The 19,696-nt window shown below is 63.8% G+C and carries 16 protein-coding genes; 11 read left to right on the forward strand and 5 right to left on the reverse strand.

Translation table 11 applies throughout. From position 1 onward, the window contains the following. Nucleotides 1–650: tRNA (5-methylaminomethyl-2-thiouridine)(34)-methyltransferase MnmD (gene mnmD, locus HP547_RS09235; RefSeq protein WP_172286126.1), on the reverse strand; the 650-nt coding region annotated here is incomplete at its 3' end. Between the two features lie 136 nt (nt 651–786). Here mnmD and pap point away from each other — a divergent pair. Both pap and HP547_RS09245 read left to right on the forward strand, forming a co-directional pair. Next, a complete protein-coding gene (gene pap, locus HP547_RS09240) occupies nt 787–2,280 on the forward strand; it encodes a polyphosphate:AMP phosphotransferase (protein WP_172286127.1) in 1,494 nt (497 codons plus the stop codon). Nucleotides 2,281–2,631: 351 nt separating this feature from the next. Then, nucleotides 2,632–3,594 carry a DMT family transporter gene (locus tag HP547_RS09245; RefSeq protein ID WP_172223479.1) on the forward strand — a complete coding sequence of 321 codons (963 nt, stop codon included), beginning with the start codon at nt 2,632–2,634 and terminating at the stop codon, nt 3,592–3,594. Between the two features lie 123 nt (nt 3,595–3,717). Here HP547_RS09245 and HP547_RS09250 read toward each other — a convergent pair whose 3' ends face one another. Then, on the reverse strand, nt 3,718–5,112 hold the full coding sequence (locus HP547_RS09250) for a class II fumarate hydratase (RefSeq protein ID WP_172223475.1): 1,395 nt from the start codon (nt 5,110–5,112) through the stop codon (nt 3,718–3,720). 154 nt (nt 5,113–5,266) lie between these two features. Here HP547_RS09250 and HP547_RS09255 point away from each other — a divergent pair, with 154 nt between their 5' ends. The 7 genes from HP547_RS09255 (at nt 5,267) to HP547_RS09285 (ending at nt 13,121) form a co-directional block, all read left to right on the forward strand. Beyond that, nucleotides 5,267–5,791 carry a DUF2059 domain-containing protein gene (locus HP547_RS09255; RefSeq protein WP_172286128.1) on the forward strand — a complete coding sequence of 175 codons (525 nt, stop codon included), beginning with the start codon at nt 5,267–5,269 and terminating at the stop codon, nt 5,789–5,791. A 10-nt stretch (nt 5,792–5,801) separates the two neighbouring features. Then, nucleotides 5,802–6,098 carry a BolA family transcriptional regulator gene (locus HP547_RS09260; protein ID WP_172286129.1) on the forward strand — a complete coding sequence of 99 codons (297 nt, stop codon included), beginning with the start codon at nt 5,802–5,804 and terminating at the stop codon, nt 6,096–6,098. Between the two features lie 220 nt (nt 6,099–6,318). Further along, on the forward strand, nt 6,319–7,251 hold the full coding sequence (locus HP547_RS09265; RefSeq protein ID WP_172223465.1) for a rhodanese-related sulfurtransferase: 933 nt from the start codon (nt 6,319–6,321) through the stop codon (nt 7,249–7,251). A gap of 3 nt (nt 7,252–7,254) precedes the next feature. Then, the gene (locus HP547_RS09270; RefSeq protein ID WP_172286130.1) at nt 7,255–7,887 is read left to right on the forward strand and encodes a DsbA family protein; all 633 of its coding nucleotides are present in this window, start codon (nt 7,255–7,257) and stop codon (nt 7,885–7,887) included. After that, nucleotides 7,880–9,712 (forward strand): ATP-binding cassette domain-containing protein, encoded by a 1,833-nt coding sequence (locus HP547_RS09275; RefSeq protein WP_172286131.1) that lies wholly within the window; start codon nt 7,880–7,882, stop codon nt 9,710–9,712. Before HP547_RS09270 ends, HP547_RS09275 begins: the two co-directional genes overlap by 8 nt. A gap of 133 nt (nt 9,713–9,845) precedes the next feature. Further along, on the forward strand, nt 9,846–12,305 hold the full coding sequence (locus tag HP547_RS09280) for an EAL domain-containing protein (RefSeq protein ID WP_172223453.1): 2,460 nt from the start codon (nt 9,846–9,848) through the stop codon (nt 12,303–12,305). Between the two features lie 30 nt (nt 12,306–12,335). Continuing rightward, nucleotides 12,336–13,121 (forward strand): iron-containing redox enzyme family protein, encoded by a 786-nt coding sequence (locus tag HP547_RS09285; RefSeq protein WP_172223449.1) that lies wholly within the window; start codon nt 12,336–12,338, stop codon nt 13,119–13,121. Between the two features lie 124 nt (nt 13,122–13,245). Here the strand turns inward: HP547_RS09285 and HP547_RS09290 are convergent, their stop codons facing one another. The 3 genes from HP547_RS09290 to ubiG all read right to left on the reverse strand — a co-directional run bounded on the left by HP547_RS09290 (nt 13,246) and on the right by ubiG (nt 15,428). Next, the gene (locus HP547_RS09290) at nt 13,246–13,986 is read right to left on the reverse strand and encodes a YciK family oxidoreductase (RefSeq protein ID WP_172286132.1); all 741 of its coding nucleotides are present in this window, start codon (nt 13,984–13,986) and stop codon (nt 13,246–13,248) included. A 69-nt stretch (nt 13,987–14,055) separates the two neighbouring features. Beyond that, complete coding sequence (mupP, locus tag HP547_RS09295; protein ID WP_172233374.1) at nt 14,056–14,727, reverse strand: N-acetylmuramic acid 6-phosphate phosphatase MupP; 672 nt, start codon at nt 14,725–14,727, stop codon at nt 14,056–14,058. 2 nt (nt 14,728–14,729) lie between these two features. Continuing rightward, on the reverse strand, nt 14,730–15,428 hold the full coding sequence (gene ubiG / locus HP547_RS09300) for a bifunctional 2-polyprenyl-6-hydroxyphenol methylase/3-demethylubiquinol 3-O-methyltransferase UbiG (protein WP_172233371.1): 699 nt from the start codon (nt 15,426–15,428) through the stop codon (nt 14,730–14,732). A gap of 110 nt (nt 15,429–15,538) precedes the next feature. Here ubiG and mtnA point away from each other — a divergent pair, with 110 nt between their 5' ends. Continuing rightward, nucleotides 15,539–16,615 carry an S-methyl-5-thioribose-1-phosphate isomerase gene (mtnA, locus tag HP547_RS09305; protein WP_172232536.1) on the forward strand — a complete coding sequence of 359 codons (1,077 nt, stop codon included), beginning with the start codon at nt 15,539–15,541 and terminating at the stop codon, nt 16,613–16,615. Between the two features lie 276 nt (nt 16,616–16,891). Further along, nucleotides 16,892–19,654 (forward strand): DNA gyrase subunit A, encoded by a 2,763-nt coding sequence (gene gyrA / locus HP547_RS09310; RefSeq protein WP_172286133.1) that lies wholly within the window; start codon nt 16,892–16,894, stop codon nt 19,652–19,654. Nucleotides 19,655–19,696: the final 42 nt, after the last annotated feature.

Consider the following 19,696-nt stretch of genomic DNA (forward strand, 5'->3'; position numbering starts at 1 on the left):
ACCAGGCTGCGGCGTACCCAGCCAGTGGTGGTGAAGGTGCCCAGCACTGTGGCTTCGGCAGCACCAGCCGGGTGCGACAGCCGCGCCAGTTGCGCGAACAGCTGTGGTGTCCACATGTCCGGGTTCTTGGCCGGCGCAAAGCCGTCGAGGAACCACACATCGATCTGTGCATCGAGTTGCGGCAGCTGTTCCAGCACATCTCCGATCAACAGGGTGAGGGTGACCCGGCCGCTGTCGAAGGTGAACTGCTGGAAGCCCGGGTGGATGGCCACGTACTGTTCCAGCAGTGGCTCTGTATAGGCGGCAAGCTCAGGCCACAGGCGTACGGCACGGAGCATGTCGGCGTGGCCGAGGGGGTATTTCTCGACGCTGACGAAGTGCAGGCGTGCATCGCTGTGCGCGTGCGCGTCGAACAGCTGCCAGGCGCAGAAAAAGTTCATGCCGGTACCAAAACCGGTTTCGCCGATCACCATGCAGGTGTGCGGCGCAAGGCTGGCAAAGCGCTCGGCCAGGCGGGTCTGGCCAAGGAACACGTGCTTGGTTTCTTCGATGCCTTCGTTGACAGCGAAATAGACGTCGTCGTACTGCCGCGAATGGGGGCGGCCTTGGTCGTCCCAGTCGATCTGGGCATGCTGGAGGAGGGTGGACATGGTTGGCTCGGTTGCAGCGGATGGGCGGATTTTATGCCATCCGCAACACCTGTGGCAGCGGCTTCGGCCGTCAACAGGTCAATACAGGCAGAAATGAAATCCGCTAGTCTTGGTTAGCCATTGAAGGAGCCAGTGCATGTTCGAATCCGCCGAAATCGGCCACAGCATCGACAAGGAGGCTTACGACGCCGAGGTACCCGCTTTGCGCGAGGCCCTGCTCGAAGCCCAGTACGAACTCAAGCAGCAGGCGCGCTTCCCGGTGATCGTACTGATCAACGGCATCGAAGGCGCCGGCAAGGGTGAGACGGTAAAACTGCTCAACGAGTGGATGGACCCGCGCATGATCGATGTGCTCACCTTCGACCAGCAGACCGACGAAGAGCTGGCCCGCCCGCCGGCCTGGCGTTACTGGCGGGCCTTGCCACCGAAAGGGCGGATGGGGGTGTTCTTCGGCAACTGGTACAGCCAGATGCTGCAGGGGCGGGTGCACGGGGTGTTCAAGGACGCCGTGCTCGACCAGGCCATCACCGGCGCCGAGCGCCTGGAGCAGATGCTGTGCGACGAAGGCGCGCTGATCATCAAGTTCTGGTTCCACCTGTCCAGGAAGCAGATGAAGGCACGGCTGAAATCGCTCAAGGACGACCCGCTGCACAGCTGGAAGATCAGCCCGCTGGACTGGCAGCAGTCGGAAACCTATGACCGTTTCGTGCGTTTTGGCGAGCGCGTGCTGCGTCGCACCAGCCGCGACTATGCACCGTGGCATATCGTCGAAGGTGTCGATCCCAACTACCGCAGCCTGGCGGTGGGGCGCATTCTGCTCGAAAGCCTGCAGGCAGCGCTGGCCAACAACCCGAAGGGCAAGCACCAGGGCAACGTTGCGCCGCTGGGGCGCAGCATCGACGACCGCAGCCTGCTCGGCGCGCTGGACATGACCCTGCGCCTGGACAAGCCAGACTACCAGGAACAACTGGTCACCGAGCAGGCCCGCCTGGCCGGCCTGCTGCGCGACAAACGCATGCGCCGGCATGCCCTGGTAGCTGCATTCGAAGGCAACGATGCGGCCGGCAAGGGCGGTGCCATCCGCCGCGTGGCGGCAGCGCTGGACCCGCGCCAGTACCGCATTGTGCCGATCGCCGCGCCCACTGAAGAAGAGCGTGCTCAGCCTTACCTGTGGCGGTTCTGGCGGCATATTCCGGCGCGCGGCAAGTTCACCATCTTCGACCGCTCGTGGTATGGCCGGGTGCTGGTGGAGCGGGTGGAAGGTTTTTGCACCCCGGCGGACTGGATGCGCGCTTACAGCGAGATCAACGATTTTGAAGAGCAGTTGGTGAATGCGGGCGTGGTGGTGGTCAAGTTCTGGCTGTCGATCGACCAGCAGACCCAGCTGGAGCGTTTTGAAGAGCGCGAGCAGATCCCGTTCAAGCGCTACAAGATCACCGAGGATGATTGGCGCAACCGCGAAAAGTGGGACGACTACGCCCAGGCGGTCGGCGACATGGTCGACCGCACCAGCAGCGAGATCGCACCGTGGACGCTGGTGGAGGCCAACGACAAGCGCTGGGCGCGGGTGAAGGTGTTGCGCACTATCAATCAGGCGCTTGAGGCGGCGTTTGCCAAGCACAAGAAGTAGGTTGCCTGTTCTGGCCTCTTCGCGGGTGAATGCTGGGCGCTCCGCGGACCCTGTGGGAGCGGGCGCGCCCGCGAAGAATCCAACGCGGTGCATGGCACCGGCTGCGCCGGTGTTCGCGGGCACGCCCGCTCCCACATGGTCCCTGCTGAATCAGTAAGTTATGTGCAGTTCTATGAGATCGGTTCATCGAGGCGTCGAACCGCCGCGAAGGGGGCGGCACAGGACATACGCTTGCCCAGCCATGCCCCAGAAGAATGACCTGATGAATTCTTTTCTCGGCACTCTCCACCGCCCCCACCCTCCAAGCCCGTAGAATTCAACCACCCCACCACGGGCTTGATCGAGGACGCTATGCACACCACTTCCGGCCGCTGGGGCTTTGGCCTGTTCCTGGCACTTCTGACCGCGCTGCTCTGGGGCATCTTGCCGATCAAGCTCAAGCAGGTGCTGCAAGTGGTCGACCCGGTGACGGTCACCTGGTATCGCCTGCTGGTCTCCGGCGGCCTGCTGTTCGTCTGGCTGGCGACCAAGCGCCAGCTGCCGTCATTGCGCAAGCTGTCGGCCGGTGGCAAGGGCCTGGTGGTGGTGGCCGTGCTCGGGCTGATGGGCAACTACGTGCTGTACCTGATCGGCCTCAACCTGCTCAGCCCGGGCACCGCGCAGCTGGTGGTGCAGATTGGCCCGGTGCTGTTGCTGGTGGCCAGCGTGTTCGTGTTCCGTGAACGCTTCAGCCTCGGGCAAGGCGTGGGCCTGCTGATCCTGCTGGCGGGCTTTGGCCTGTTTTTCAACCAGCGCCTGGAAGAACTGCTGACTTCACTGGGAACCTACACCACCGGTGTGCTGACCATTCTGCTGGCGACCAGCATCTGGGTGTTCTACGCCCTGAGCCAGAAGCAGCTGCTGACAGTCTGGCATTCGCAGCAGGTGATGATGGTGATCTACCTCAGTTGCGCTGCGCTGTTGACGCCCTGGGTGCACCCGCTGCAAGCCTTGCAGCTGACGCCGGTGCAGGGCTGGCTGTTGCTGGCCTGCTGCCTGAATACCCTGGTGGCCTACGGCGCGTTTGCCGAGGCGCTGGCGCACTGGGAGGCGTCGCGGGTGAGTGCCACCCTGGCGCTGACCCCGCTGGTGACCTTTGTCGCGGTGGCGCTGGCGGCGGTGGTATGGCCTGAGCATGTGCATGCCGAGGACATCAATGCCCTGGGTTATGTGGGGGCGGTGACCGTGGTGCTGGGTTCGGCACTGGTGGCGCTGGGGCCCTCGCTGGTGGCCAGCTGGCGCTCGAGACGGGCGCGGCTGGCCCAGGCTCGTTGATCGCCTGCCCCGGCCCTATCGCCGGCAAGCCAGCTCCCACAGGATTACCCCAGGCCTGACAGATGTGAGATCCCTGTGGGAGCTGGCTTGCCGGCGATAGGGCCGGGACGGGTAATAAAGAGCTTATCCTTTGCCCCCCGGTGCCAGCATGTTCTCCGGCCGCACCCACTGGTCGAACTGCTCGTTGGTCAGGTACTTCAGCTCCAGCGCCGCCTCGCGCAGGGTCTTGCCCTCGCTGTAGGCCTTCTTGGCGATCTCCGCCGCCTTGTCATAGCCAATATGCGGGTTCAGCGCCGTCACCAGCATCAGCCCCCGTTCCAGGTGCGCGGCCATCTGCTCGGCATCCGGCTCGATACCCGCCACGCAGTGCAGCTGGAAGTTGCGGCAGCCATCGGCCAGCAATTCGATCGACTGCAGCAGGTTGTGGATGATCACCGGCTTGAACACGTTCAGCTGCAAGTGGCCCTGGCTGGCGGCAAAGCCAATCGCCGCATCATTGCCCAGCACCTGGCAGGCCAGCATCGACAGCGCCTCGCACTGTGTAGGGTTGACCTTGCCCGGCATGATCGAGCTGCCTGGTTCATTGGCCGGCAGGCGTACCTCGGCAAGCCCGGCGCGCGGGCCGGAGCCGAGCAGGCGCAAGTCGTTGGCGATTTTCATCAGGGCCACGGCCAGGGTCTTCAGGGCACCCGCCAGGCTGGTCAGCGGTTCGTGGCCGGCGAGGGCGGCAAACTTGTTTGGCGCGGTGACGAACGGCAGCCCGGACAGCGCCGCCAGCTCGGCGGCAATGGCTTCGGCAAAGCCATGCGGGGCGTTGAGCCCGGTACCCACGGCGGTGCCGCCCTGGGCCAGCTCGCACACCGCTGGCAGGGTGGCGCGGATGGCGCGCTGGGCATAGTCCAGCTGGGCAACGAAGGCGGACACTTCCTGGCCGAAGGTGATCGGCGTGGCGTCCATCATGTGCGTGCGACCGGTCTTGACCAGCTTGTGGTGGCGTGCAGACAGCTCCGCCAGCCCCGAGGACAGTTCGGCGATTGCAGGTAGCAGTTTGTCATGCACCGCCTGGGCTGCCGCAATGTGCATGGCGGTGGGGAAGCAGTCATTGGAGCTCTGCGAGCGGTTGACGTGATCGTTAGGGTGTACTGGCGCCTTGCCGCCCCGGCCTTTACCGGCCAGTTCGTTGGCGCGCCCGGCGATTACTTCGTTGGCGTTCATGTTGCTTTGGGTGCCGCTGCCGGTCTGCCACACGACGAGCGGAAACTGGTCATCGTGCTGGCCGTCCAGCACCTCGTCGGCGGCCTGTTCGATCAGCCGGGCGATGTCCGCCGGCAGGTCGCCATTGCGGTCGTTGACACGCGCCGCGGCTTTCTTGATCAGCGCCAGGGCGTGCAGCACCGCGAGGGGCATGCGTTCCTTGCCGATGGCAAAGTTGATCAGCGAACGCTGGGTCTGCGCACCCCAGTAGGCGTCCTCCGGAACTTCGACCGGGCCCAGGCTGTCTGTCTCGATACGGCTCATTCTGTACGCACTCCTGTGTAGTTCGAAATCGCAGTTTAGGCCCTGATTCGACCGAGCGGTTCCGTCGCTCGTCGTGCCACTTGAGCACATCGCCACCACGGCGCAGAATGCTCTACCCTGAGGTACCTGCCTCCCCCTCTTTGAAGGAAATGCAATGACCCGTCTCCGTGTCCTTTGTGCCGCCGTTGCCCTGGCTTGCGCCAGCGGCCAGGTGCTCGCTGCCACCGCCAGCCACAACGCTGCTGCCGAGAAATTCCTGACCCTGGCCAACGCCGACAAGCTGGGCACCCCGGTGTACATGCAGGTCCAGCAGATGTTTGCCCAGCGCTTCGCTCAGACCAAGGCCCCGGCCAGCAAGCAGCCGGTACTCGAAGGCTACCAGGCCAAGGCCAACGCCGCGCTGGACAACGCCATCGGCTGGAACAAGCTGAAGCCGAAGATGGTCGACCTGTACACCCAGACCTTCACCGAGCAGGAGCTCAAGGACCTGGTCAAGTTCTACGAATCGCCGCTGGGCAAGAAAGTGCTGCGTGAAATGCCCAAGGTCACCCAGCAGTCGGCCCAGCTGACCCAGCAGAGCCTGGAGCCTGCGGTACCTGTGGTCAACAAGCTGCTCGAAGACATGACCAAGGAACTGGACCCGAACGCAGGCAGGGCCGCCGTTCCGGCGAAAAAGTGAGAACGCCGCAATGACCATGCAACAGCGTATCGAACAGCAGCTGGCAGCCCTGGCGCCGCAACATCTGCAGGTGCTCGATGAAAGTCACATGCACAGTCGTGGTCAGGAGACCCACTACAAGGCAGTGATCGTCAGCGAGCAGTTTGCCGGGTTGAACAGCGTCAAGCGCCACCAGAAGGTGTACGCCACCATGGGTGAGCTGATGGGGCAGATCCATGCCCTGGCCATTCATACCTATACCGGCGAAGAGTGGACCAAGGTCGGTGTTGCACCGGCCTCGCCGGTGTGCGCGGGCGGCGGGCACTGAAACCTTGCTGTTGTTCTGGTAGAATTCGCTACATCCCAAAAGGGGGCTGCTGTGCAGCCCATCGCCGGCAAGCCAGCTCCCACAGGTAAAGCGCCCTACTTGAGAGTGGTGCAGTATCTGTGGGAGCTGGCTTGTCGGCGATGGACCGCACAGCGGCCCCCTGTTTTTTGCACAACCCGGTCCGCCCCTTACGAGGGCACCCACCTGGAGATCCTGCTTCATGTCTCAACCGATCGTCGTCGCGGCGCTGTACAAGTTCGTCACCCTGCAAGACTACGTCGAGCTGCGCGAGCCGCTGCTCGAGGCCATGGTAAACAACAACGTCAAAGGCACCCTGCTGCTTGCCCATGAGGGCATCAACGGCACCGTGTCGGCCACCCGCGAAGGCATCGATGGCCTGCTGGCCTGGCTGCGCACCGACCCACGCCTGGTCGACGTCGACCATAAAGAGTCGTACTGCGATGAGCAGCCGTTCTACCGCACCAAGGTCAAGCTCAAGAAAGAGATCGTCACCCTCGGCGTGCCGGGCGTGGACCCGAACCAGGCCGTCGGCACCTACGTCGAGCCCAAGGACTGGAACGCCCTGATCAGCGACCCTGAAGTGCTGCTGATCGACACCCGCAACGACTACGAAGTGGCCATCGGCACCTTCAAGGGCGCCCTCGATCCCAAGACCGAAACCTTCCGCGAGTTCCCCGAGTACATCAAGGCCAACTTCGACCCGAGCAAGCACAAGAAGGTTGCCATGTTCTGCACCGGCGGCATTCGTTGTGAAAAAGCTTCCAGCTACATGCTCGGTGAAGGCTTCGAGGAGGTCTATCATCTTAAAGGCGGCGTCCTGAAATACTTCGAAGAAGTGCCTCAGGAACAAAGCCTGTGGGACGGCGACTGCTTCGTCTTCGACAACCGCGTCACGGTGCGCCATGACCTGAGCGAAGGCGAGTACGACCAGTGTCACGCCTGCCGCCACCCGATCAATGCAGAGGAGCGCGCGTCCGAGCACTATTCGCCAGGTGTCAGCTGCCCGCATTGCTGGGACACCCTGAGCGAAAAGACCCGGCGCAGTGCCATCGACCGGCAGAAGCAGATCGAACTGGCCAAGGCGCGCAACCTGCCGCACCCGATCGGTTTCAACTACAAAGCCGAGGCCTGATGCATGTCTGCACGCCTGATCTATGTGATGGACCCGATGTACTCCTGGTGCTGGGGTTTCGCGCCAGTGGCCGCGGCCCTGATCGCCCAGGCGCGTGAGGCCGGCGTGCCCACCCGTGTGGTGCCAGGCGGGCTGCGCACCGGCGGCAGCGCGCTGGACAGCTCTACCCGCAAGTACATCCTCGAACACTGGCAGGCGGTGGCTGAAGCGACCGGCCAGCCGTTCCGTTTCGAGGGTGCCATGCCCGACGGTTTCGTCTACGACACCGAGCCTGCCTGCCGCGCCCTGGTCACGGCCCGCGAGCTGGACGCCGAGCGCGTCTGGCCGTTGCTGGCGCTGATCCAGCGCGGGTTCTATGAGCAAGGCATGGATGTGACCACCGCGCCGCAGCTGGTCGACCTGGCCGAACAGGCGGGCTTCGACCGCGCCGTGTTCGCCCAGGCCTTCGCCGGCGCCGACACCCGCGCCGCGACCGCTGCCGATTTCAGCTGGGCCCAGGACCTGGGCATTGCCGGGTTCCCGACCCTGCTGGCCGAGCGCCACGGCCAGCTGGCCTTGCTGACCAACGGCTACCAGCCGCTGGACAGCCTGCAGCCGTTGCTTGGCCGCTGGTTGCAGCAGGCCGCCTGTGCTTGATGTGCCTGGGTCACCCGACCCGGTACCGGGCAAGCCGTGCGCTGCGGCCGATCGACTGAGCTGGGCGGAAATTCGCCGTCTGGCCCTGCACCACAAGAAAAACCTCTGGTCTGCCAACCTCATCGCCGTACTGGCAGCGTGCTGCAGCGTGCCCATTCCGTTGCTGCTGCCACTGTTGGTCGATGAAGTGCTGCTGGGTCATGGTGATGCCGCGCTGAAATGGATGAACAACCTGCTGCCGTCCGGTTGGCAGGTAGCGGCCGGTTATATCGGCTTGATGCTGTGCCTCACGCTTTGCCTGCGCCTGGCGGCGCTGGCGTTCAATGTGGTCCAGGCCAAGCTGTTCGCGGGTCTGGCCAAGGACATCGTGTACCGCCTGCGCATTCGCCTGATCGAGCGGCTGAAGCGGATTTCGCTGAAGGAATACGAAGACCTGGGCAGCGGCACGGTCACCACTCACCTGGTCACCGACCTGGACACCCTCGACAAATTCGTCGGCGAAACCCTCAGCCGCTTCCTGGTGGCCATGCTGACCTTGACCGGCACCGCGGCCATCCTGATCTGGATGCACTGGCAGCTGGCCCTGCTGATCTTGCTGTTCAACCCGCTGGTGATCTATTTCACCGTACAGCTGGGCAAGCGCGTCAAGCACCTGAAAAAGCTCGAGAACGACAGCACCGCACGCTTCACTCAGGCGCTGACCGAAACCCTCGATGCCATCCAGGAGATCCGCGCCAGCAACCGCCAGGGCTACTTCCTCGGCCGCCTGGGCCTGCGTGCCCGCGAAGTGCGCGACTTCGCCGTGGATTCGCAATGGAAGAGCGACGCCAGCGGCCGTGCCAGTGGCTTGCTGTTCCAGTTCGGCATCGATATCTTCCGGGCTGCGGCCATGTTGACCGTGCTGTTCTCCGACCTGTCGATCGGGCAGATGCTGGCAGTGTTCAGCTACCTGTGGTTCATGATCGGGCCAGTGGAGCAGCTGCTCAACCTGCAGTACGCCTACTATGCCGCTGGCGGCGCATTGAGCCGGCTCAACGAGCTGCTGGCGCGGGCCGACGAACCGCAATACCCGGCTGCCAGCGACCCGTTCGCCGGGCGCGAGACAGTGGGTATCGATGTGCGCGATCTGCGCTTTGCCTATGCCGACGAACCGGTGCTGGAGCACCTCGACCTGTCCATTGCCCCGGGCGAAAAAGTGGCCATCGTAGGTGCCAGCGGCGGTGGCAAGAGCACCCTTGTGCAGCTGTTGCTGGGGCTTTACAGCGCCCAGGCCGGCACCATCCGCTTTGGCGGTGCCAGCCTGCAGGAAATCGGCCTGGAAACCCTGCGTGAAAACGTCGCAGTGGTGTTGCAGCACCCGTCGCTGTTCAACGACAGCGTGCGTGCCAACCTGAGCATGGGCCGCGATTGCAGTGACGAGGCTTGCTGGCAGGCGCTGCGCATTGCCCAGCTGGATGCCACCATCGCCGCCTTGCCGCAGGGCCTGGACAGCGTGGTGGGGCGCTCGGGTGTGCGTTTGTCGGGTGGCCAGCGCCAGCGCCTGGCAATTGCCCGCATGGTATTGGCCGAGCCCAAGGTGGTGATCCTCGACGAGGCCACCTCGGCCCTGGACGCCGCTACCGAGTACAACCTGCACCAGGCCCTGGCGCGCTTCCTCAGCGGCCGTACCACGCTGATCATCGCCCACCGGCTGTCGGCGGTGAAGCAGGCTGACCGGGTGCTGGTGTTCGATGGCGGGCATGTGGCCGAAGACGGTGACCATCAGCAACTGATTGCCGACGGTGGGCTGTATGCCAAGCTCTACGGACATCTCCAGCAGAGCTGAACCTCAAGCCAGCACAGGCCGTAAAAATTCCCGGTTTTCTGTCATAAAAATCCCCTCCACGAAGATGGCAAATGGCCTACGCTGTGCTTGTCTGGGTTGATTTGCGCCTTATCTGCTCTGTGACAGGGACTCCATGAAGGGACATCGCACTCTAGAAGCGCCAAAGTTGCTCGGCATTACCTGGCCCTTCATCGCCGTCGTGGTCTTCCAGGTGGCGCTGGGCAGCCTCAGTCTTTATACGCTCTCGGCCGTGCGCGCCTATGTTGCGGGCGAAAGCCTGTGGTCCAAGGCGCAGAAAGACGCCATCTACTACCTCACCCTGTATGCCGAAAACCGCGACGATAGCACCTATCAGCGCTATCGCCAGGCCATCACCGTGCCCCAGGGCGACCAGCAGGTGCGCGAAGTGCTGGACCACCCGCGGCCCGACCTGGACGCCGCGCGCCAGGCTGTGCTGCAAGGTGGCAACCACCCCGACGATGTCGAGCGGATCATCTGGTTCTACCGCAACTTCCGTAACGTCAGCTACATGCAGACCGCCATCGACTTCTGGAACATTGGCGACGAGTACCTGGCCAAGCTGGATGTACTGGCCGGCGAAGTGCGCCAGCGCTTCAGCAGCGGCCCGCCGGTGGATGCGCGCACGGTCGATGACTGGCAGGCCCGTATCGTTGCCATCAACGAAGGCGTCACGCCGGCCGCGAAAGCGTTCAGCGATGCCTTGGGCGAAGGCTCGCGCATGCTGCTGCGGGTGCTGCTGATCACCAACCTGCTGACCGCGCTGTTTCTGATTGCCATCGCTTGGCGTCGTTCGAGCAAGCTGCTGGCCCAGCGGCAGGCCTTCGCCAGCGCTCTGCAGGAAGAAAAAGAGCGCGCGCAAATCACCCTGCAGGCCATTGGCGATGCGGTGATTACCACCGATGTGGAGGGCTACATCGGCTACATGAACCCGGCCGCCGAGCAACTGACCCACTGGCAGGCCGGCCAGGCCCAGGGACTGCCGCTGTCGGCGCTGTTCAGCCTGGTTGACGAACATGCCGAGGAGGATGACCGCAGCCTGGTCGAGCAGGTACTTAGCGGCAGCCTCAAGGGCGGCGCCGAGCATGCCCGGCTGATCCAGCGCCTGGATGGCAGCACCGTGTCGATCAACCTGGTGGGCTCGCCAATCGTCAATGAGGGCCAGGTCAGCGGTATGGTGCTGGTGCTGCACGACATGACCCAGGAGCGCCAGTACATCGCCAACCTGTCCTGGCAGGCCACCCACGACGCCCTGACCGGTCTGGCCAACCGCCGCGAGTTCGAATACCGCCTGGAGCAGGCGCTCAATGGCCTGGCGCGCCAGGCTGGGCGGCATTCGCTGATGTTCCTCGACCTCGACCAGTTCAAGCTGGTCAACGACACCTGCGGGCATGCCGCCGGCGACGAGTTGCTGCGGCACATCTGCGCCGTGCTGCAATCCGGCTTGCGCGAAGGCGACACCCTGGCGCGGCTGGGCGGCGACGAATTTGGCGTGCTGCTGGAAAACTGCCCGCCCGACCAGGCCGAGCGCATTGCCGAGCAACTGCGGCAGATGGTGCAGAGTTTGCACTTTGTCTGGAAAGGCCGGCCGTTCGTCACCACGGTCAGCATTGGCCTGGTGCACATGGCCCAGGCGCCCGGCACCCTGGAGACTTCGCTGCGCGCCGCCGACATGGCCTGCTACATGGCCAAGGAGAAGGGCCGCAACCGCGTGCAGGTGTACCACGCCGACGACAGCGAGTTGTCCATGCGCTTTGGCGAAATGGCCTGGATCCAGCGCTTGCATGTGGCCCTGGAAGAAAACCTCTTTTGCCTGTACGCGCAGGAAATCGCCCCGCTGAAATCGTTCGAAGGCCCGGGCCATATCGAGATCCTGTTGCGCCTGCACGATGAAAGCGGGCGCACCATCCTGCCCAGCAGCTTCATCCCGGCGGCGGAGCGCTATGGCCTGATGACCGCGCTGGACCGCTGGGTGGTGCGCAATGTGTTCCAGGTCATTCGCCAGTGCCTGGACGAAGGGCGCGAAGGGCCGTTGTCGATCTGCGCCATCAACCTTTCGGGGTCGAGCATTGGTGACGACAAGTTCCTCGAATACCTGCAGCGGCTGTTTGTCGAGTACGCCATTCCGCCGCGCATGATCTGTTTCGAAATCACCGAAACCAGCGCCATTGCCAACCTGGGCAGCGCTATCCGCTTCATCAACGAGTTAAAGGGGCTGGGCTGCAGGTTCTCGCTCGATGATTTCTGCGCCGGCATGTCCTCGTTCGCCTACCTCAAGCATTTGCCCGTGGATTTCCTCAAGATCGACGGCAGTTTCGTCAAGGACATGCTCGACGACCCGGTCAACCGGGCCATGGTCGAGGTCATCAACCACATCGGCCATGTGATGGGCAAGCGCACCATTGCCGAGTTTGTCGAAACACCCTTGATCGAGCAGGCCCTGCAGGAAATAGGCGTGGATTACGCCCAGGGCTACCTGATCGAACGCCCTCAGGTGTTCACCTGTGACAGTCTGCAGCGCCAACGGATCGCCGCCCGGCCTCTGTTGCAGCGGGCGCCTGGCACCTTTCGCTAGCTAGAAATCACAAGGATCAAGGAGCTGAAAGTGATTGATGCATTCATCCGTATCGGGCCTTTGATGGATCCCGCCAGCTACCCCCAATGGGCCCAGCAACTGATTGAAGACTGCCGAGAAAGCAAGCGCCGGGTGGTCGAGCATGAGTTCTACACGCGCCTTCGCGATGGCCAGCTGAAGCAGTCGACCATCCGCCAGTACCTGATCGGTGGCTGGCCGGTGGTAGAGCAGTTCTCGCTGTACATGGCCCATAACCTGACCAAGACCCGCTACGGCCGGCATCAGGGCGAAGACATGGCGCGGCGCTGGTTGATGCGCAACATCCGTGTCGAGCTCAACCACGCCGACTACTGGGTGAACTGGTGCCAGGCCCACGGCGTGCACCTGCACGAGTTGCAGGCGCAGGAAGTGCCGCCCGAGCTGAACGGCTTGAACGACTGGTGCTGGCGCGTGTGCGCTACCGAGAACCTGGCCATTTCCATGGCGGCCACCAACTATGCCATCGAAGGTGCGACCGGCGAATGGTCGGCGGTGGTGTGCTCTACCGATACCTATGCGCAGGGGTTCCCGGAGGATCAGCGCAAGCGGGCGATGAAGTGGCTGAAGATGCACGCCCAGTACGATGATGCGCACCCGTGGGAGGCGCTGGAGATCATCTGTACCCTGGCTGGCGAGAACCCGACCCTGGGCTTGCGAACCGAGCTACGCCGGGCGATTTGCAAGAGTTATGACTGCATGTACCTGTTCCTGGAGCGGTGCATGCAGCTGGAAGGGCGCCAGCAGGGGCGTATGCGCCCGGCGTTGGCGGCGGGCTGACCGTTCGTCTGTGCCGGCCCCATCGCCGGCAAGCCAGCTCCTACAGGGGTCCCGCATTGCCCTGGCTTGAGGTGATCCTGTGGGAGCTGGCTTGCCGGCGATAGGGGCCGGACAGGCAAAAGCTTTACTGGGCGTTCAGCGCCTGCCCATTCACCGCCTTGCTGTCCGGCCCCATCAGGTATACATACACCGGCATGATCTCTTCGGGCAGCGGGTTGTTCTGCGGGTTTTCGCTGGGGTAAGCCTGGGCCCGCATCGCCGTGCGCGTGGCGCCCGGGTTGATGCTGTTGGAGCGCACCGGCGCCACACCCTCCAGTTCATCGGCCAGGGTCTGCATCAGGCCTTCGGTGGCGAACTTCGACACCCCGTAGGCGCCCCAGTAAGCCCGCCCCTTGCGCCCGACGCTGCTGCTGGTGAACACCACGGAGGCGTCTTCCGACAGTTTCAGCAGCGGCAACAGGGTGCTGGTGAGCATGAAGGTGGCATCGACGTTGATGTGCATCACCCGCATGAAGTTTTCACCCGACAGCTGCTCCAGCGGCGTGCGCGGGCCGATGATCGAGGCGTTGTTGAGCAGGCCGTCGAGGCGGCCGAACTGGTCCTCGATCATCACGGCCAGCTCGTCGTACTGATGGGGCAGGGCGGTTTCCAGGTTGAACGGGATCACCACCGGCTGCGGATGCCCGGCGGCTTCGATCTGGTCATACACCTCGTTCAGGTTGGCCTCGGTCTTGCCCAGCAGCAGCACAGTGGCGCCCAGCGCGGCGTAGGCCTTGGCAGCAGCGGCGCCAATGCCGCGGCCGGCACCGGTAACCAGGATGACCCGGCCTTGCAGCAGGTCGGGGCGGGCGGTGTAGTCGAACATGGTTCTGTCCTTCGTGTTCGTTGGCGCAGCACCGCTCCCACGGGGACTGTGCTGCGGTCCAGGCGGGGTTCAGCAGCCGCACAGCGCGCTGTCGATCACTTTGCGCAGGTCCAGCGGGTGGTCCACCACCACGTCGGCACCCCAGTTGTTGGGGTTGTCCTCTGGATGAATATAGCCGTAGCGCACGGCCGCCGTGCGGGTGCCGGCATCGCGGCCAGACTCGATGTCGCGCAGGTCGTCACCGACGAACAACACGCTGGCCGGGTCCAGGCCCAGGGTGGCGCAGGCCAGGATCAGTGGCTCGGGGTCGGGCTTGCTGTTTTTCACGTGGTCCGGGCAGATCAGCAGCGCCGAACGCTCGGCCAGGCCCAGTTGCTGCATGATCGGCTCGGCGAAGCGCACCGGCTTGTTGGTGACCACGCCCCACAGCAGGTTGCCCTTCTCGATGTCGCCCAGCAGCTCGGCCATGCCGTCGTACAGTTTGCTGTGCACCGCGCAGTCGCGCTGGTAGCGCTCCAGAAACTCCAGGCGCAGGGCCTCGAAGCCTTCTGCCTCCGGGTTCATGGCAAAGGTGGCGGCGACCATGGCACGGGCGCCCCCGGAAATCACGTCGCGGATGCGCTGGTCGTCAATGGCCGGCAAGCCGCGTTCGGCGAGCATGGCCTGGCAAATGGCGATGAAGTCCGGCGCCGTGTCGAGCAAGGTGCCGTCCATGTCGAAGAGTACTGCTCGCAAACGCATGCTCATTCCTCGCGCAGGGTCTGGATCATGTAGTTGACGTCAACGTCGCTGGCCAGCTTGTAGTGCTTGGTCAGCGGGTTGTAGGTGAGACCGATGATGTCCTTCACCTGCAGGCCGGCATCGCGGCTCCACGCGCCCAGCTCGGACGGGCGGATGAACTTCTTGAAGTCGTGGGTACCGCGCGGCAGCATCTTGAGGATGTACTCGGCGCCGACGATGGCCAGCAGGTAGGCCTTGGGGTTGCGGTTGATGGTGGAGAAGAACACCTGGCCGCCGGGCTTGACCATGCGGTAGCAGGCGCGAATCACCGAAGACGGGTCGGGCACGTGCTCGAGCATTTCCAGGCAGGTGACCACGTCGAACTGTTCGGGCATTTCTTCGGCCAGGGCTTCGGCGGTGATCTGCCGGTAGTCCACCTGCACGCCCGATTCCAGCTGGTGCAGCTGGGCCACGGCCAGGGGCGCCTCGCCCATGTCGATACCGGTCACCGTGGCGCCGCGCAGGGCCATCGCTTCGCTGAGGATGCCGCCGCCGCAACCCACGTCCAGCACTTTCTTGCCGGCCAGGCTGGCGCGTTCATCGATCCAGTTGACGCGCAGCGGGTTGATTTCGTGCAGCGGCTTGAACTCGCTTTCGCGGTCCCACCAGCGGTGGGCCAGCGCTTCGAACTTGGCGATTTCGGCGCGGTCGACGTTGCTCATTGAACAGTCCTCTGAAACTTCGCAAAATTGCGCAGGAGTATACCCGAGCGCTCAGGGCCGAGGGTCGCTATAATCGCCGGCTTTTGATATCCGAACGACGGGGAGAGGCGATGCGCGAGCGACTTTTGGCGGCGGAGAAGGTGACCGGGATCCGCTGGCAGGGCGGCGTCCTGCACCTGCTCGACCAGCGCCTGTTGCCGTCCGAGGAGCGCTGGCTGGCCTGCGACAATGTCGCGCAGGTGGCCGCAGCCATCCGCGACATGGCGGTGCGCGGCGCCTCGGCCATCGGCGTTGCCGCAGCCTACGGCCTGGTACTGGCGCTGGAAGAGCGGCTGGCCGAGGGCGGTGACTGGGAAATGGACCTCGAAGAAGACTTCCTCAGCCTGGCCGAGGCGCGCCCCACCGCCGCCAACCTGTTCTGGGCGCTGAACCGCATGCGCGAGCGCCTGCTGCGGCTGCGCCAGGGCGAAGACGTGCTGCGGGCGCTGGAGGCCGAAGCCGTGGCCATTCATGAAAGCGACCGTGAAGCCAACCTGACGATGGCGCAGTACGGCATCGAGCTGATCCGCCGGCACCAGGGCAATGCCCAGGCCCTGCTCACCTACGGCAACGCCGGTGCCCTGGCCAGTGGCGGTTTCGGCACCGCGTTGGGGGTGATTCGCGCGGGCTATCTGGAAGGCATGGTCGAGCGGGTATATGCCGGCGAGACCCGTCCGTGGCTGCAAGGCTCGCGGCTGACCGCCTGGGAACTGGCCAACGAAGGCATCCCGGTGACCTTGTGCGCCGACTCGGCGCTGGCTCACCTGATGAAGAGCAAGGGCATTACCTGGGTGGTGGTGGGGGCGGACTGCATTGCCGCAAACGGCGATGTGGCCAGCAAGATCGGCACCTACCAGCTGGCGGTCAGTGCCATGCACCATGGGGTGCGGTTCATGGTGGTCGCGCCGAGCACCAGCATCGACCTCAACCTGGCTACTGGCGAGGAGATTCCGCTGGAAGAGCGTGAGGCCGATGAGTTGCTGGACTATGCCGGTACCCGGGTGGCGCCGGATGTCGAAGTGTTCAACCCGGTATTCGATGTGACCCCGGCTGACCTGATCGATGTAATTGTGACCGAGCGCGGGATTGTCGAGCGTCCGGATACGGCCAAGCTGGCGCAGTTGATGTGTCGCAAGCGGTTGCATTGATAATTGTGCCGGCCTCTTCGCGGGGGCACAGGCAACAAAAAATCAAGATTCAAACCCACTTCTTGCTACCCGCCACATCTCCCCACTGCCCCGCCTTTGTGGTAACATCCGGCAGTTTCCAAGACCGCCCATCACGGCGGCCTTCATTGCGCAGATCCATGGCACAACTCATTGATTTGTCGTAAGTCGTCGCACGCTTATACGCTGCGGCGGCGAGCTTCGTTCGGCCCTTGATGGAGCTGCGAAGTTTCACCAGAAAAAGGAATCAGGCTTCTCATGGGCGAACTGGCCAAAGAAATCCTCCCGGTCAATATCGAAGACGAACTGAGACAGTCTTACCTCGACTACGCGATGAGCGTGATTGTCGGGCGAGCGCTGCCCGATGCACGTGACGGCTTGAAGCCCGTGCATCGTCGCGTTCTCTATGCGATGAGCGAACTGGGCAACGACTGGAACAAACCGTACAAGAAATCCGCCCGTGTGGTCGGTGACGTGATCGGTAAGTACCACCCGCACGGCGACACTGCGGTCTACGACACCATCGTGCGTATGGCCCAGCCGTTCTCGCTGCGTTACCTGCTGGTCGACGGCCAGGGCAACTTCGGTTCGGTGGACGGCGACAACGCTGCGGCCATGCGATACACCGAAGTGCGCATGACCAAGCTGGCCCACGAGCTGCTGGCCGACCTGCACAAGGAAACCGTCGACTGGGTGCCCAACTACGACGGCACCGAGCAGATCCCGGCGGTCATGCCGACCCGTATCCCGAACCTGCTGGTCAACGGCTCCAGCGGTATCGCCGTGGGCATGGCGACCAACATCCCGCCACACAACCTCGGTGAGGTCATCGACGGCTGCCTTGCGCTGATCGACAACCCGGAAGTCACCATCGATGAGCTGATGCAGTTCATCCCCGGACCAGACTTCCCGACTGCCGGCATCATCAACGGTCGCCAGGGCATCATCGAGGCCTATCGCACCGGCCGTGGCCGCATCTACATGCGCGCCCGCTCCGAAATCGAAGACATCGACAAGGTCGGTGGCCGCCAGCAGATCGTGATTACCGAGCTGCCGTACCAGCTGAACAAGGCGCGCCTGATCGAAAAGATCGCCGAGCTGGTCAAAGAGAAGAAGATCGAAGGCATCACCGAGCTGCGTGACGAGTCCGACAAGGACGGCATGCGCATCGTCATCGAGCTGCGTCGCGGCGAGGTGCCCGAGGTGGTGCTCAACAACCTCTACCAGCAAACCCAGCTGCAGAGCGTGTTCGGCATCAACGTGGTTGCCCTGATCGACGGTCGTCCGCGCCTGCTCAACCTCAAGGACCTGCTTGAAGCGTTCGTACGTCACCGCCGTGAAGTGGTGACCCGGCGTACCGTGTTCGAGCTGCGCAAGGCCCGCGAACGCGGCCATATCCTTGAAGGCCAGGCGGTCGCGCTGTCCAACATCGACCCGGTCATCGCCCTGATCAAGGCTTCGCCGACGCCGTCCGAGGCCAAGGAAGCGCTGATCACCACGCCGTGGGAATCCAGTGCCGTGCAGGTCATGGTCGAGCGCGCCGGCGCCGATTCCTGCCGCCCTGAAGACCTGCCGGAGCAGTACGGCCTGCGCGAAGGCAAGTATTACCTGTCGCCGGAACAGGCCCAGGCCATCCTCGACCTGCGCCTGCACCGCCTGACCGGCCTGGAGCACGAGAAGCTGCTGGCCGAGTACCAGGAAATCCTCGAGCAGATCGGCGAGCTGATCCGCATCCTCAGCAGCGCCGAGCGCCTGATGGAAGTGATCCGCGAAGAGCTGGAAGCGATCCGCGCCGAGTACGGCGATGTGCGTCGCACTGAAATCCTCAATGCCAGCCACGACCTCAACTACGGCGACATGATCCCGGAAGAAGAGCGCGTGGTGACCATCTCCCACGGTGGCTATGCCAAGACCCAACCATTGTCGGCCTACCAGGCTCAGCGCCGTGGCGGCAAGGGCAAGTCGGCGACCGGTGTGAAAGACGAGGACTACATCGAGCACCTGCTGGTCGCCAACAGCCACGCCACCCTGTTGCTGTTCTCCAGCAAGGGCAAGGTGTACTGGAAGAAGACCTACGAAATCCCGGAAGCGTCGCGTGCTGCCCGTGGTCGCCCGCTGGTCAACCTGCTGCCGCTGGAGGAGGGTGAGCGCATCACCGCCATGCTGCAGATCGACCTCGAGGCCCTGCAGCAGAACGCCGACCTCGACGAAGAACTGGAAGACGCCGATGACACCGTGCTCGAAGGTGAGCTGGTAGAGCCTGAAGAAGTCGACGAAGAAGAAGGCGATACCCCGGAGTGGGTGGCAGAGCCGACCGGCGCGTATATCTTCATGGCCACTGCCTCCGGCACCGTCAAGAAGACCCCGCTGGTGCAGTTCGCCCGCCCGCGCTCCAACGGCCTGATCGCGCTGAAGCTTAAAGAAGGTGACACCCTGATTGCTGCGGCCATCACCGACGGTGCCAAGGAAGTCATGATGTTCTCCGACGCCGGCAAGGTGATCCGCTTCGCTGAAAGCGTGGTGCGCGAAATGGGTCGTACCGCCCGTGGCGTGCGCGGCATGAAGCTGGGCAAGGGGCAGCAGATCATCTCCATGCTGATCCCCGAGTCCGGCGCGCAGATCCTTACCGCCTCCGAGCGTGGCTTTGGCAAGCGCACCCCGCTGTCCAAGTTCCCGCGTCGCGGCCGTGGTGGCCAGGGCGTGATCGCCATGGGTACCAAAGGGCGCAACGGCCTGCTGGTCGGTGCCATCCAGGTGCAGGAAGGCGAAGAGATCATGCTGATCTCCGACCAGGGCACGCTGGTGCGTACCCGGGTTGGCGAGGTGTCCAGCCTCAGCCGCAACACCCAGGGCGTGACCCTGATCAAGCTGGCGACCGACGAGACGCTGGTAGGTCTGGAGCGTATCCAGGAGCCATCCGAGGAAGAGCTCGATGATGTGATCGAGAACGACGAGGAGGGCGTCGAGGCCGATGCGCCCGACGATGAAGCTGCTGGTGCCGAAGAGGCCCCGCAGGAATAAGCAAGCGTAAAACCCGAACGGGGCGACCAAGGTCGCCCCGTT

This window comes from Pseudomonas sp. CM27 (genome assembly GCF_013179515.1).
Lineage (GTDB): Bacteria > Pseudomonadota > Gammaproteobacteria > Pseudomonadales > Pseudomonadaceae > Aquipseudomonas.